The following is a 12,651-nucleotide window of genomic DNA, read 5'->3' as shown; positions in this document are numbered from 1 at the left end:
CACCGCTCCTCAAACGCCGGAGGGGCTGATTTTTCAGCCCGTCCGGCGTTTGAGGACGAGCCCGAAGGGCGACTGAGGGGGCCCCGGGGGCGGAGCCCCCTGGTTTCGGGAAGGGGCGGGCTTGGGGAAGAAAACCCACCGTCGTTCCACCAGATGTGGCAGGACCTGAAACCCATCGGCCGCAACCCGGATAGCGGCGGCTACCGCAGGTACGCATGGACCGGCGCAGACACCGAGTGCCGAGCCTGGTTCGAGACCCAGGCCCGCTCAAGGGGCCTGACCTACGAACTGGACCGCAACGGCAACCAGTGGGCCTGGCTCGGCGACCCCACCCAAGGAAACGCCGTGGTCACCGGCTCCCACCTGGACTCCGTCCCCGACGGCGGCCCCTTCGACGGTCCCCTCGGCGTGGTCTCCGCCTTCGCCGCCCTGGACGAACTCCGCAGGAGGGGAGCGGAGTTCACCAGGCCCCTCGCCATCGTCAACTTCGGCGACGAGGAGGGCGCCCGCTTCGGCCTGGCCTGCGTAGGCTCCCGCCTCACCGCAGGACAGCTGACGCCCGAGCAGGCGCACAGGCTCCGAGACGCGGACGGCATCACCCTCCCCCAGGCGATGGAGAGGGCCGGCTACGACCCGGAGGCGATCGGCCCGGACCCGGACCGCCTGGCCCGTATCGGCGCCTTCGTGGAACTCCACGTGGAACAGGGCCGAGCCCTGGACCTGTCGGGCGACAGGGTCGGCATCGCCAGCGCCATCTGGCCCCACGGCCGCTGGCGCTTCGACTTCCGAGGCGAGGCCAACCACGCGGGCACGACGCGCCTGGTTGACCGCCGCGACCCGATGCTGTCGTACGCGGAGACGGTCCTGGCGGCCCGCCGCGAGGCGGAACTCGCGGGCGCGGTCGCCACGTTCGGCAAGATCGCGGTCGAGCCGAACGGCGTCAACGCCATTCCGTCCCTGGTCCGCGGCTGGCTCGACTCCCGCGCGGCCGACCAGGCGACCCTGGACACGGTCGTGGAGGGAATCGAGAAGGCGGCCCGCGAGTACGCGGACCGGCACGGCATCGAACTGGAAGTCGTACGCGAGTCGTTCACGCCCATCGTCGAGTTCGAGCACGCCCTGCGCGACGAAATGGCGCGCATCCTGGGCGAGGGCAGGGACACGGACATCAAAGTCCCCGTCCTCGGCACTGGCGCGGGACACGACGCCGGAATCCTCTCCGGCTCGATCCCCACAGCCATGCTCTTCGTACGCAACCCCACCGGCATCTCGCACTCGCCTGCGGAGTACGCGTCGGAGGACGACTGCCTGGCCGGGGTGACCGCACTGGCCGATGTACTGGAAGGTCTGGCGTGCAAGTGAACGCGCAAACCCAGCAGACCCAGCAGCAGACCCAGACGTACTGGCTGGAACAGGCGTGGCTCGACACGAACGTCGAGCCCGGGGTCGCACTGGACGTCGCGGACGGCCGGATCACCGCTGTCCACAAGGGAGCCGAAACCCCACCCCCCGGCGCCGAAATCCTCCATGGCCTGACCATCCCGGGCCTCGCCAACGCCCACAGCCATGCCTTCCACCGGGCACTGCGCGGCACCGTGCAGGTCGGCTCAGGCACGTTCTGGACGTGGCGCGAGATCATGTACGCGGTCGCGGACCGGCTGACCCCCGAGACGTACCACGCGCTCGCGCGGGCGGTGTACGCGGAGATGGCCCTCGCGGGCGTCACGGTCGTCGGCGAGTTCCACTATCTGCACCACGCGCCCGGCGGGACCCCGTACGCCGACCGGAACGCGATGGGAGAAGCGCTGATCGCAGCGGCGTCGGAAGCCGGGATCCGCATCACGCTCCTCGACACGGCGTATGTCTCGTCCGGCTTCGGTGAGCCGCCGAACAAGCACCAGCTGCGCTTCTCCGACGGCACGACCCAGGCGTGGGCGGAGCGGGCGTCCCTGCTGGCATCCCAGCTGAAGGAGCAGGACCACGCGCGGATCGGCGCGGCGATCCACTCGGTACGGGCGGTCCCGGCCGACCAGCTGGGCATGGTCGCCGAATGGGCCGGCGCCCGCCGCGCGCCCCTCCACGTCCACCTCTCCGAGCAGACGGCCGAGAACGACGCGTGCCGGGCGGCGCACGGCTGCACGCCGACGCGACTCCTCGCGGACCACGGTGTGCTGGGCCCGCGTACGACGGGCGTACACAACACTCACCTCACCCCCGAGGACATCCGGCTGCTGGGCTCGGCATCCACGGGCACCTGCATGTGCCCGACCACGGAACGGGACCTGGCAGACGGCATCGGCCCCGCGGCAGCCCTACAGAAGGCAGGCTCCCCGCTCTCCCTCGGCTCCGACAGCCACGCGGTGATCGACCTCCTGGAGGAGGCACGCGCGATGGAACTGAACGAGCGGCTCCGCACCCGCACCCGCGGCCACTGGACGGCGGCAGCGCTGCTGCGGGCGGCCACGGCGGACGGCTACGCGGCGCTGGGCTGGGGCGACGACGCCGGCGTACTGGAACCGGGTGCCCTGGCCGACTTCACCACCATCGCCCTGGACTCGGTCCGCACGGCGGGCACCCTCCCCCGCCTCGGCGCCGAAACGGCGGTCTTCGCGGCCACGTCAGCGGACATCCGCCACACGGTCGTAGGGGGCCGCCATGTCGTACGCGACGGGGCGCACACCCTGATCCCGGACGTACCGTCGGCGCTGGCGGAATCGATCGAAGCGTTGCGCGGCTAGCTCGCCGAGAGGACTCACAGAACCATGACCACCGCCGGAACAACCGCTGGAACCACCGCGCTCATCACCAACATCGGCAGCCTGGTCACCAACGACCCGAGTGCGGGCGACGGCCCGCTTGGTCTCCTGAAGAACGCGGCCGTGGTGATCGAGGGTGAGCGCATCGCCTGGGTCGGCCCGGCGGCCGGGGCCCCCGCCGCCGACACGGCGTACGACGCGGACGGCCGGGCTGTGATCCCCGGCTTCGTGGACTCGCACTCGCACCTGGTCTTCGCGGGCGACCGTACGGAAGAGTTCAACGCCCGGATGTCGGGCCGCCCTTACTCGGCGGGCGGCATCCGCACGACGATGGCCGCGACGCGCGCCGCGACGGACGCAGACCTGGAGGCGAACCTCACCCGCTACCTCCGCGAGGCGCTCCGCCAGGGCACGACGACGTTCGAGACGAAGTCGGGCTACGGCCTGACGGTGGAGGACGAGGCCCGCGCCCTGCGCATCGCGTCGGCCCACACGGACGAGGTGACGTACCTGGGCGCACACATCGTCCCGCCTGACTACGCGGACGACCCGGCCGCGTACGTCGCGCTGGTGACGGGCGACATGCTGGAGGCCTGCGCACCGCACGCCCGCTGGATCGACGTCTTCTGCGAGAAGGGCGCCTTCGACGGCGACCAGGCCCGCACGATCCTCACGGCGGGCAAGGCGAAGGGCCTGCACCCGCGCATCCACGCGAACCAGCTCTCGTACGGCCCGGGCGTCCAACTGGCGGTAGAACTGGAGGCGGCGAGCGCCGACCACTGCACCCACCTGACGGACGAGGACGTCGACGCCCTGGCCCACTCGCAGACGGTGGCAACCCTCCTCCCCGGCGCGGAGTTCTCCACCCGAGCGGAGTGGCCGAACGCCCGCCGCCTCCTCGACGCAGGCGCCACGGTCGCCCTCTCGACGGACTGCAACCCGGGCTCGTCCTTCACGTCTTCCGTGCCCTTCTGCATCGCGCTGGCGGTAAGGGACATGGGGATGACCCCGGACGAGGCGGTGTGGTCGGCGACAGCGGGCGGAGCGGCGGCGCTGCGCCGCGACGACATCGGCCGCATCGCCCCCGGCGTCTACGCCGACCTGGCCCTGCTGGACGCCCCGAGCCATGTGCACCTGGCGTACCGGCCGGGCGTGCCGCTGGTCTCGGCCGTCTGGCGGCGGGGCGTACGCGAGGCCTGACAGCGCCCCGAGATCGAGGACGCCACAGGGACGCGGCCGTATCATGAGCCGTAGCACACAGTGACAGGTATCAGCGGGGAGGTCTCACCATGGGCGCCACGGAAAGCCAGCGTCCCATTCACCCGCCGATCCGGCCGCGGCTGTCGATCGAGGAACTGCTGGCTGCCAAGAACACTCAGCCGATCCGGTCCCTCGATGATCTGAAGGCGGACACCTTCGAGTCCGAAGAGGAGCTGGAGGAGTTCATCGCCTTCACTTATGCCGAGCGTCGGCGCGACGTCGCCTGAGCCGCCGAGATGCAACCCGTCGTTCTCGACACTGATGTCGCCTCGCTCACCCACAAGGGCAAGCTCACCGGTCCGCTGGCGACCCGCCTGATCGGCCGCAAACCGCTGATCACCTTCGTCACCTTCGGCGAGCTCACCCAGTGGGCCGAGATCCGCGACTGGGGCGGCCTCCGCCGCCAGGAACTCGCCGACTGGCTCTCCGCTATCCCTGTCCTGCCCGGCGACGAGGCCGTCGCCGCGACCTGGGGCAAGCTGTCCGCCGCCGGGCGGAAGGCCGGGCGCCCGCAGCCGGTCAACGACATGTGGATCGCCGCCTGCTGCCTCACCTACGACCTGCCGTTGGCAACCTTGAACATCAAGGATTACGAGTACTTCAAGCGCGAGCACGACTTGCGCATCCTCGGCGAGGAATAGCCCAAGGCGAATTGCTGGTCCGCAGTGGGTAGCCAGCCATGGATGGACGCACATGGGGATCTGGTTCCTGTACCACTACTACGAGCACGCAGGCGGGCCGTTCAGGAACCTGTCGGATCTTTCGCAGGAAGAGGCCGAGGCAGTCCAGCGGAGCCTGAGAGAGCGGGGCGACGTCTTCGCCAGCCGCCGTACCGGCGATTACCTCACCATCCGAAGCCGGCTTGAAGAGCGGGCGCGTGAGCTCTTCATCCGCAAGGGCGGAGAACCGACCAGAGCCCGTCCGCACTACATGACGCTCGGCGCATGCGAGTGGATCAGGCAGTGGTACCGCGACGGGCGGGAACTCAGAGTTGCCATCGACGAGTTCGACCCGCGGACGGTCAGTTTCACCTATGGCGATCTGTTCCCCACGATGCGGTATGACGACGGAAGACCGTACCGGCGCGAGGTCTACACCAGGGACGAGATCTCTCAGGTGATCGACAGGTACGGTCTGCCGCAGGATTGGAACCCGGACGGAAGCCAAGGCCCTGAGCGGTACATCGAGGCGCAGATCTGGGACGATGCGCCGCTGGCCAGGTTTCGCGGCAAGGGGCGCGTCGAAAGTCCACACAACTCACCGTGATCAACGGTGGTCGCGCCCATCTCCGCACCGGCCCTCACCAGCGAGACCACGGTCTAAGAATTGTCCTGCAATGGGCGTAGCACGCCGGTACCGGGGCGCCCAGGCATCGAAGGGCTGGCGTCCAGTCTCTGGACTGAGATGTCCCGGTAGACCGCTCTTTGCGATGATCATCGGGTGAGTGATGACACGCGCATACACCCTTCCAAAGTGGCCGACGAGCGTACGTCTCTGACCTCGTTCCTCGACTATCAGCGCGCCACGTTGGCCATGAAGTGCCAGGGGCTGACCGGCGAGCAGCTGAAGGGGAGGACGGTTCCGACGTCGGACCTGACCCTCCTCGGCCTCATCCGGCATGCGGCCGTAGTGGAGACCCTCTGGTTCCGTAGGGTGCTGAACGGAGAACAGGGCACGCCCCAGTGGCCCGATGCCGACGGCGTATACGGCGAATTTCTGGTAGACGATGCCGACGTGGACGAGGCGTTCACGCTCTGGCAGGAGGCTTGCAAGGGCTCCCGTGCGGTCACGGACGGCTTCGAGTCCCTCGATGACAGCGTGGAGTTCCGCGGCGAGACCATTTCGCTGCGCTATGTCCTTACGCACATGATCGAGGAGTATGCGCGTCACAACGGCCACGCTGACCTGCTGCGCGAAGCGATCGACGGAGCTGTCGGAGAGTAGGGCATCGGGTGGGGCGAATCGGCAGGTCCCGAGGCGGCCGCCGGATCATTGGCCAGTGCAGTTGCGGCACTTTCCCGGCTCCGGGGCGCGGAACGCGTGGTCGCAGCCGTCGCAGTTCTGGAGCGGGTGCGGTGTTCGTCGTGTCGGTGCGGTGTCTGGCCGAGTCGGGAGAACGGGCGGCAGCCACTCGCGCAGGCGGTACGCGAGGAGGCGGGACGGCCAGCGGATTGTGCCGGCGGGCAGATCGGTGGTCAGGGTGCGTGCCACGGTCTCCGAGGTGAGGCCTCGGTCCAGCCAGTCACGTACCTGCGGTGCGAGGCGTGCTACGTCGGCCTCGGACAGGAGCAGGCGCGGATCGAGGGAGCGCAGGGTCGTCAGGAGGTCGGCCGCCGGGCGCAGTTCGGCTGGAAGCGACTCCGCTGTTGCAGTCGACGTCTTCGGCTTTGCTGGGAGGATTCGTGGCTGCCGCGTCTCGGTGTGCGGCGGCCTCGTACGCGGGCGCTTCAGCAGGTCCACCCGGCCCGGAAACTCGTACCAGAGCGTCCGGGTCACAAAGCGGCCTGTCGCCGTCCGCTCACGTCGTCGTACGAGGTAGCCCGTCTGCTCCAGCTCTCGCAACGCGGCCGCGATGCGGGTCTCGCCTTCCTTGAAGCGGGCGGCGAGGGTTTTGATCCCTACGCAGACTTTGTCCGGCAGGGACTGGATGTAGACCCCGATGCCGATCGCGCATGCCGAGAGGTTCGGGTTCTGGGCCAGGTGGTTGCCGACGATCGTGAACTTCTCGTCGTGGCGGTGCCGGATGTGGATCACTCCGGCGGCCGGTTGGGTTCCGGCATGGGCGGCACGCGTGGGCGCCACCGCGCTAAACTGCGGTGCAGTCATGGGGAAGGTCTTCGCTTCCTGGTGATCAGGCCCTCGACCGGGATGGCAGTCCCGACCGGGGGCCGAAGTCTTTTGCGGTTGTGGTGAGTCGGGCTGAACGTACAGGCTCGACCTGGCACGCGACCACTTGCGCACTCGATCGTGTGAGGCGGCCGCGCTACCGATCGGGTAGGGCTTGGTGAGGTTCTTTTCCGCAGTTCTTTACGGGGTGTCGGGCGCTGCCGGGACGCGGTCCGCCGGGTCGGGGGAAGCCCAACCCGGCGGGCAGTACGGCTCTTCGGTCAAGCCTGGCGGGTCAGGTTCAGGAACGATGACCAGGCGGTAGGGGAGACCGTGAAGGTGCCGCGGGCGGTGTCCTTGGAGTCGCGGACGTGGATTGCGGTGAGGCAGGCGGCGACCTCTACGCATTCGCCGCCTTCACCTCCGCTGTAGCTGCTCTTGAACCAAGTGAGCGCGGGACGTGTGGACTGCTTGGCGTTCATAGCTCTCCTTGCAGCAACTTCTCGATACGGCGCAGGGATTCCAGTGGGGACAGCGCCTGGGCTCGCAGGATTCCATACCGCACGGCGATGCAACGGACTGTTTCCCGGTCAGTGATCACGCGGCCGTTTCCCTGGCTCTCCAGGTAGGCAACCAGCTCTCCGCCTCGGGGAGTCATGAGAGTGAACGGGCCATCCGCACAGGCGTGGTCAGTGACGCGGGTCGGCATCACCTGGATCTCGACGTTCGGGTTCTCTGCGGTGAGAAGCAGATGCTCCAGCTGGCCTCGCAGCACTTGTGCTGTACCGAACGGGCGCTGGAGCACTCCTTCTTCGATGACGAAGCTGAGTGTCGGTGCGGGCTTGCGGTCGTAGATCGCGTGCCGGGCCATGCGGGCAGCGACCATCTGGTCGATCTCTCCTTCGGCGCGCCGGGGACGCCGGATTGCGAACATCGTTCGCGCGTACTCCTCGGTCTGAAGCAGGCCGGGAACCGCCATCGTGGCGTACGCGTGGAATTCGGCTGCGTCTTCCTCGATCCGCGCCGCGTCCCGAAAGAACGCCGGGTACCGAGTCCTTGCCACCTCCTTCTTCATCGCGAGCAACACCCCGCCCGCGTCGAGCAGTTCGTCAGCCTTCTCGATCAGCTCGGGGCGCGGGATGCGCCGCCCTTGCTCGATCGCCGCGATCGTCTGCTCGCCGTAGCCAAGTCGCTTGCCCGCCTCGGCCTGCGTGAGTCCGGCCCGTTCGCGGAAGAGTTTGATCTGCCGTCCGAACGAGCGCAGGAACTCGTCGGCTGGGTCCTCGCGGCGTGCGGGCGCTGCGGCCCGTTCCTGTACGTACGTCATGGGCGTCCCCTCATTTCCCCTTGCTGCCCCGACAGCGCACACCCCGCACCCGGACAGTCACGCCGTGTGAGGGTGTCGTCGCTGGTCACCGTACGAGCGGGACGCCAGCCTCAACCCCATGACGACCGAGATTCCCTCGTCCGAGGACACCGGTACCCAACTCGCCAACATCTCTAAGGAGTTCGCTATGTGCTTCACCTCCACACCCCGCGGTGCCCGCCTCGCCCGTCGGCTCGCCGCCCAACGGTTGGACGCCTGGGGGTGGCCCTACGGGACGGGCGTGAACGACACCGCGACGCTGATCGTCGCCGAGCTCGCGGCGAACGCCGTGCGGCACGGGCGGGTGCCGGGACGGGACTTCCGGCTCCGCCTGGCGGCGCCATCCGGTGCCGTACGGATCGAAGTCACGGACGCCAGGGATGACGGTGGCCGGCTCCCCGCCCGTGAAGCCCTCGCCCCCGATCCGCTCGCGGACGGTGGACGTGGGCTGTGGCTCGTCGCGCGGACGGCCGCGCGCTGGGGCGTCGAGCCGCGCACCGGCGCCCCCGGCAAGACCGTGTGGGCCGAGGTGGCGGTGTAGGTGCGTCGGCGATGGTGGGCCGCCTGCAGGCCCGGGTGGCCGGTGTGCCGAAGGAACCTCCAGTTGGGTATTCAGTTGTATTCTGCCTGTATGGCTGACACGACCATCAAGATCAGTGAATCGATAAGGGACCGCCTGCGCACCCTCGCCGAGGAGCGGGGGCTCAGCACGCGCGCGTATGTCGAGCGCGTGGTCGCCGCGACTCCCACCGAGGCAGAGCGAGCCGAGCGCACGGCGCGGGCGATCGCGTACATCCGCGCGAACCTGCGCCCGGACTTCACCGAAGGCGATGTGCGAGAGGCGCAGGAGTGGCGGGATGCGATCGTGGCCGGACGGGTGGGGGAACGCCGGTGATCATCCTGGACCACACGGCGGTCCTCGCCCTGTGCCGAGGTCATCGGTTGCTGTCAGGACTGGCCGTCGTCGAGGTCGACGACCCTGACCAGCGAGCGCACATTCCGGCGCTCTGCCTGGTCGCTGCGAGTCTGGAGCTTCCTGGCGCTGCGGCGCATATCGGGGCGCTGCCCGCCTTGGAATTCCTGCCGCTGGACTTCTCCGGTACGGCTGCGGTCGAGCACACGGTCTCCAAGGGGATGGACTGGGCCTACGGGCATGCCGTATACGCCGCTGTTTCGAGCGCCGTCGAGGGACAAGTGCTGACCGCCACCCCCGACGCCTACAACGGCACGGGCGTATGGGCGGTCGACATCGGCAAACCCTGAGTCAGGAGCGCCGGCAGCCGGTTCATCGGCAAGTCCGTCAGGTCGGTGCGGTACCCGCTGTCCAGCGTTGGTCTGCTCGGCCCCCGGACGGGAGTTGGGCGAGCAGGGAGCCCGGTGACTCCGAGTGCGGGGTGACGGCGTGGTCCGGGGCGATGGCCGGATGGATCGTGCCATGGGGGTCGACGGCGAAGGTCAGGTTGCGGCCGTTGGGGCCGTCGACCGAGGAGCACGTCCAGATGCCGATGGTCTTGTCGACGTCTCCGCGGCTGTCCAGGCAGTACGCGGGGGCGGCATACGACTGGATGACGCCGCGGTCGGCGTCCACGCGCCACCGCTGGGTGGGCGATGAGCTGCAGGGCGCGGTGACCACGTCCGTGCCGTTCTGGGCGTAGGCGTGCGGAGGCAGGTCCAGGCAGAGTCCCGAGGCCGCGTTGACGAACTGGGTGAAGTGGGCGCCCGGTGGCGGGGGTGCGGGGGACTTCGTCCGGGATGGTGACGGTGACGGAGGCGGCGGGGGAGCGGGGCGCTCTGACGGCTTCGCCGACTTCGTCGGCTTCGCGGACGTGGTGGGTGTGGGCGACGCGGAGACGGTCGCCGTCACCGTGACGGGTGGCTGTTGAGGCGGCAGCATGGCGTCGCGCCCGGCCGGTTCCGAGTCGGTCGACAGCAACAGCACGAGAAGCGGAGCCAGGGCCACACCCACGGCGACCGACACGAGTACGAGCCGCCGGGAGGGCCACCAGTCGGTTGCCTCGTCACCGCCCGCTGCCGCGCTGTACGTTCCCGGGTGCATGGACTTGGGGCCGGCCGCCTCGGCGTACGTCCCCGAGCGCGCATGCGCGGCCACCTCCGCACGACCAGCGCGCCGGGAACGGCCGAACGCGCCGCCGACCCCGCACGCCGTACCCCCACCCCCTGCACGTGCGACGCCGCGGCCCGCATACTCGGCCCCGCCCCACCCCAGCAACCCGTCCGCCAGCACCCCCCGCGGGGTGTCCCGCAGGCCGGTCAGCTCCGCGTACGCCGTGCTGCAGCACGCGCAGTCGGCGAGGTGGGCGTGCAGGTCCGGGCTGTGCCGGGCGTATCCGGGGCGTACCGCCTCCTCGATGAGGCGGCCGTAGCCCCGGCAGCGGGTGTCTCCGTGGTGCGTGAGATGGGAGTTCAGCCAGGCCCGGCGCATCGCGTTCAGGGCCGATTCCTTCAGCTGGGCGACCTCGTCGGGCGAGGCACCCACGTAGACGGCCGTGGTCGGGTCCGGCTCCTCGTCCACCACGCCGTACCAGATGATGCCCTGCAGACGGAGCGGGAGGCTCTGGAAGGCGGCGACCATGACGGGGTCGGCCAGGCCCGTCGGGCCTCCCGGGTGCGCAGGTGCGGCGTCCCGGCCGAAGAGCCCGTCCGGCGCGGTGGCCGTCGCCGCCGTCGCGTCGAGACGGGCGAGCAGTCCGGGGACGAGGCGTCCGCACCGGGCGTCCGCGGCCCAGGCGCGGGCCACGCGCAGTACGTGCAGCAGCAGATGGTGCCGCCAGGTGCCACGCGGTTCGGCGCCCTGTTTCACCTCGTGCGCGGCGAGCGCGAACGCCTGCGCCGTCAGCTGTCGCGCGGAGTTCTCGCCGATGCCGCACAGCCGGGCGTACCCGAGGACCGCGGGGCGGTGGCGGCGGCGGAGTTCGCGCAGTGCCGGGTACGCGGTCGAGGCGTTGGCCCGGAGAAGATCGGTGAGCTGTACGTCGGGGGCCTGGGCGTGCACCCCCTGTACGGCCGACTGCATGGTCGAAGTGCCGCTGTCCGTCCGGCCGAGCCGCCCCATCCGCACGCGCACGCCTCCTCGCCAAGTAGGCCTGACCGTCCGGCACTTCGGCGTACCGGTGAGTAAGGTGTGCCCATAGTGGTGGAAGCGGCTGCCCGGGAAAAGGTGTTTCCCGCGGTAACGGGGCTATATCGGCGCAGCGGTGGCGTCGGTGTTCTCCCCCCACCCCGCCCCTTCCCGTAACCAGGGGGCAAGCCCCCTGGACCCCCGAAATCGCCCTTCGGGCTCGTCCTCAGACTCCCCCAGCAAACGCGGGGAGGTGCCCCGGACGGGCTGGAAAATCCAGCTCGTCCGGGGCACCTCCCAGTGGTCGCCGACGCACAGCTGCCGCTCCGTCGCCGGTCACTCCTCGACCGTCAGCCCCCTGCGCAGCCGCACCAACGTGCGCGACAGCAGACGCGACACGTGCATCTGCGAGATACCCAGCTCGTCGCCGATCTCCGACTGCGTCATGTTGGCGACGAAGCGGAGCGAGAGGATCTTCCGGTCCCGGGGCGGGAGTTCCGCGATCAGAGGCTTCAACGACTCGACGTACTCGATGCCTTCGAGCCCGTGGTCCTCGTAGCCGATGCGGTCCGCGAGTGCTCCCTCGGAGTCGTCCTCCTCGGGCTGGGCGTCCAGCGAGCTCGCGGTGTACGCGTTGCTCGCGGCCATGCCCTCGACCACTTCGTCGTTCGAGATGCCCAGGCGCTCCGCCAGTTCGCCCACCGTGGGGGCGCGGTCGAGCTGCTGGGCGAGTTCGTCGCCGGCCTTGGCCAGGTCGAGACGGAGCTCCTGAAGCCTGCGGGGCACGCGCACCGACCAGCTGGTGTCGCGGAAGAAGCGCTTGATCTCGCCGACGATGGTCGGCATCGCGAAGGTGGGGAACTCGACGCCCCTGCTGAGCTCGAAGCGGTCGATGGCCTTGATGAGGCCGATGGTGCCCACCTGGATGATGTCCTCCATCGGCTCGCTGCGGGAGCGGAAGCGCGAGGCGGCGAACTTCACCAGGGCGAGATTCAGTTCCACCAGGGTGTTGCGTACGTACGCGTACTCATGGGTGCCTTCCTCGAGGGACTCGAGTCGCTCGAAGAGGGTCTTGGACAGGGCCCGTGCGTCCGCCGGCGCCACCTCGTCGTACGGAGGGATGGCCGGGAGACCGTCGAGGCCTTCCAGCACCTCGGAGCCGGAGCCGAAGCCGGAGCCGAAGTCGGAGCTTGGGGTGGAGCCGGCGGATTCCGTCCGAAGGCCGGGATCTGCGGGTTCGGAGTCGATGTCGGGACCGGTGGGGTCGGTCGCGAGAAGTACCGGTGGGGGTGTCGACGTCGCCAGGTCAGCATGCGATTCGTCGAGCCGGGGTGACATGATGTCCTCCATCGTTCTCGGCATAT

At 69.4% G+C, this 12,651-nt stretch carries 15 protein-coding genes; 10 read left to right on the top strand and 5 right to left on the bottom strand.

The window, feature by feature from the left end; genetic code table 11:
- Positions 1–153: 153 nt before the first annotated feature.
- The 7 genes from ACSMXV_RS18155 to ACSMXV_RS18125 all read left to right on the top strand — a co-directional run bounded on the left by ACSMXV_RS18155 (position 154) and on the right by ACSMXV_RS18125 (position 5,960).
- Positions 154–1,362 (top strand): allantoate amidohydrolase, encoded by a 1,209-nt coding sequence (locus ACSMXV_RS18155; protein ID WP_473178619.1) that lies wholly within the window; start codon positions 154–156, stop codon positions 1,360–1,362.
- A complete protein-coding gene (locus ACSMXV_RS18150; RefSeq protein WP_473178618.1) occupies positions 1,359–2,738 on the top strand; it encodes a formimidoylglutamate deiminase in 1,380 nt (459 codons plus the stop codon). Before ACSMXV_RS18155 ends, ACSMXV_RS18150 begins: the two co-directional genes overlap by 4 nt.
- Positions 2,739–2,762: 24 nt before the next feature.
- Entirely contained in the window at positions 2,763–3,956 is a 1,194-nt protein-coding gene (gene hutI / locus ACSMXV_RS18145; protein ID WP_473178617.1) for an imidazolonepropionase, read from the top strand.
- Positions 3,957–4,045: 89 nt separating this feature from the next.
- Positions 4,046–4,243: a hypothetical protein gene (locus tag ACSMXV_RS18140; RefSeq protein ID WP_473178616.1), complete on the top strand. Its 198-nt coding sequence runs from the start codon at positions 4,046–4,048 to the stop codon at positions 4,241–4,243.
- Between the two features lie 9 nt (positions 4,244–4,252).
- Positions 4,253–4,657: a PIN domain-containing protein gene (locus tag ACSMXV_RS18135; protein WP_473178615.1), complete on the top strand. Its 405-nt coding sequence runs from the start codon at positions 4,253–4,255 to the stop codon at positions 4,655–4,657.
- Between the two features lie 52 nt (positions 4,658–4,709).
- Entirely contained in the window at positions 4,710–5,282 is a 573-nt protein-coding gene (locus ACSMXV_RS18130; RefSeq protein ID WP_473178614.1) for a hypothetical protein, read from the top strand.
- Positions 5,283–5,489: 207 nt separating this feature from the next.
- A complete protein-coding gene (locus ACSMXV_RS18125; RefSeq protein ID WP_473178613.1) occupies positions 5,490–5,960 on the top strand; it encodes a DinB family protein in 471 nt (156 codons plus the stop codon).
- 45 nt (positions 5,961–6,005) lie between these two features.
- Here the strand turns inward: ACSMXV_RS18125 and ACSMXV_RS18120 are convergent, their stop codons facing one another.
- The 3 genes from ACSMXV_RS18120 to ACSMXV_RS18110 form a co-directional block, all read right to left on the bottom strand.
- The gene (locus tag ACSMXV_RS18120; protein ID WP_473178612.1) at positions 6,006–6,842 is read right to left on the bottom strand and encodes a helix-turn-helix domain-containing protein; all 837 of its coding nucleotides are present in this window, start codon (positions 6,840–6,842) and stop codon (positions 6,006–6,008) included.
- Positions 6,843–7,123: 281 nt separating this feature from the next.
- Positions 7,124–7,324 (bottom strand): DUF397 domain-containing protein, encoded by a 201-nt coding sequence (locus ACSMXV_RS18115; RefSeq protein WP_473178611.1) that lies wholly within the window; start codon positions 7,322–7,324, stop codon positions 7,124–7,126.
- Positions 7,321–8,169 (bottom strand): helix-turn-helix domain-containing protein, encoded by an 849-nt coding sequence (locus tag ACSMXV_RS18110; RefSeq protein ID WP_473178610.1) that lies wholly within the window; start codon positions 8,167–8,169, stop codon positions 7,321–7,323. The genes ACSMXV_RS18115 and ACSMXV_RS18110 overlap by 4 nt, the downstream gene beginning before the upstream one ends.
- Positions 8,170–8,287: 118 nt before the next feature.
- Between ACSMXV_RS18110 and ACSMXV_RS18105 the strand changes: the two genes are divergently transcribed.
- From ACSMXV_RS18105 to ACSMXV_RS18095, 3 genes are all read left to right on the top strand, one after another.
- Positions 8,288–8,749 carry an ATP-binding protein gene (locus ACSMXV_RS18105; protein ID WP_473178609.1) on the top strand — a complete coding sequence of 154 codons (462 nt, stop codon included), beginning with the start codon at positions 8,288–8,290 and terminating at the stop codon, positions 8,747–8,749.
- 90 nt (positions 8,750–8,839) lie between these two features.
- Positions 8,840–9,103, top strand: coding sequence for a hypothetical protein (locus ACSMXV_RS18100; RefSeq protein WP_181660834.1), 264 nt, complete (start codon positions 8,840–8,842; stop codon positions 9,101–9,103).
- Positions 9,100–9,471: a PIN domain-containing protein gene (locus ACSMXV_RS18095; protein ID WP_473178608.1), complete on the top strand. Its 372-nt coding sequence runs from the start codon at positions 9,100–9,102 to the stop codon at positions 9,469–9,471. The genes ACSMXV_RS18100 and ACSMXV_RS18095 overlap by 4 nt, the downstream gene beginning before the upstream one ends.
- A 37-nt stretch (positions 9,472–9,508) precedes the next feature.
- Here ACSMXV_RS18095 and ACSMXV_RS18090 read toward each other — a convergent pair whose 3' ends face one another.
- Together ACSMXV_RS18090 and ACSMXV_RS18085 are read right to left on the bottom strand one after the other, a co-directional pair.
- Positions 9,509–11,293: a ricin-type beta-trefoil lectin domain protein gene (locus ACSMXV_RS18090; protein WP_473178607.1), complete on the bottom strand. Its 1,785-nt coding sequence runs from the start codon at positions 11,291–11,293 to the stop codon at positions 9,509–9,511.
- A gap of 330 nt (positions 11,294–11,623) precedes the next feature.
- Positions 11,624–12,625: an RNA polymerase sigma factor SigF gene (locus tag ACSMXV_RS18085; RefSeq protein ID WP_473178606.1), complete on the bottom strand. Its 1,002-nt coding sequence runs from the start codon at positions 12,623–12,625 to the stop codon at positions 11,624–11,626.
- Between the last annotated feature and the right edge of the window lie 26 nt (positions 12,626–12,651).

The organism is Streptomyces sp. DSM 42067 (assembly GCF_055792885.1).
Note: the sequence above shows the minus strand (reverse complement) of the source record. Positions and strands in the feature narration are given on the sequence as shown.

What these genes read in the sequence shown, in the direction of transcription:
- ACSMXV_RS18155 (WP_473178619.1), top strand. Translation starts at nt 154, where the DNA reads ATGTGGCAGGACCTGAAACCCATCGGCCGCAACCCGGATAGCGGCGGC.
- hutI (WP_473178617.1), top strand. Translation starts at nt 2,763, where the DNA reads ATGACCACCGCCGGAACAACCGCTGGAACCACCGCGCTCATCACCAAC.
- ACSMXV_RS18140 (WP_473178616.1), top strand. Translation starts at nt 4,046, where the DNA reads ATGGGCGCCACGGAAAGCCAGCGTCCCATTCACCCGCCGATCCGGCCG.
- ACSMXV_RS18135 (WP_473178615.1), top strand. Translation starts at nt 4,253, where the DNA reads ATGCAACCCGTCGTTCTCGACACTGATGTCGCCTCGCTCACCCACAAG.
- ACSMXV_RS18130 (WP_473178614.1), top strand. Translation starts at nt 4,710, where the DNA reads ATGGGGATCTGGTTCCTGTACCACTACTACGAGCACGCAGGCGGGCCG.
- ACSMXV_RS18120 (WP_473178612.1), bottom strand. Translation starts at nt 6,842, where the DNA reads ATGACTGCACCGCAGTTTAGCGCGGTGGCGCCCACGCGTGCCGCCCAT.
- ACSMXV_RS18115 (WP_473178611.1), bottom strand. Translation starts at nt 7,324, where the DNA reads ATGAACGCCAAGCAGTCCACACGTCCCGCGCTCACTTGGTTCAAGAGC.
- ACSMXV_RS18110 (WP_473178610.1), bottom strand. Translation starts at nt 8,169, where the DNA reads ATGACGTACGTACAGGAACGGGCCGCAGCGCCCGCACGCCGCGAGGAC.
- ACSMXV_RS18105 (WP_473178609.1), top strand. Translation starts at nt 8,288, where the DNA reads ATGACGACCGAGATTCCCTCGTCCGAGGACACCGGTACCCAACTCGCC.
- ACSMXV_RS18100 (WP_181660834.1), top strand. Translation starts at nt 8,840, where the DNA reads ATGGCTGACACGACCATCAAGATCAGTGAATCGATAAGGGACCGCCTG.
- ACSMXV_RS18085 (WP_473178606.1), bottom strand. Translation starts at nt 12,625, where the DNA reads ATGTCACCCCGGCTCGACGAATCGCATGCTGACCTGGCGACGTCGACA.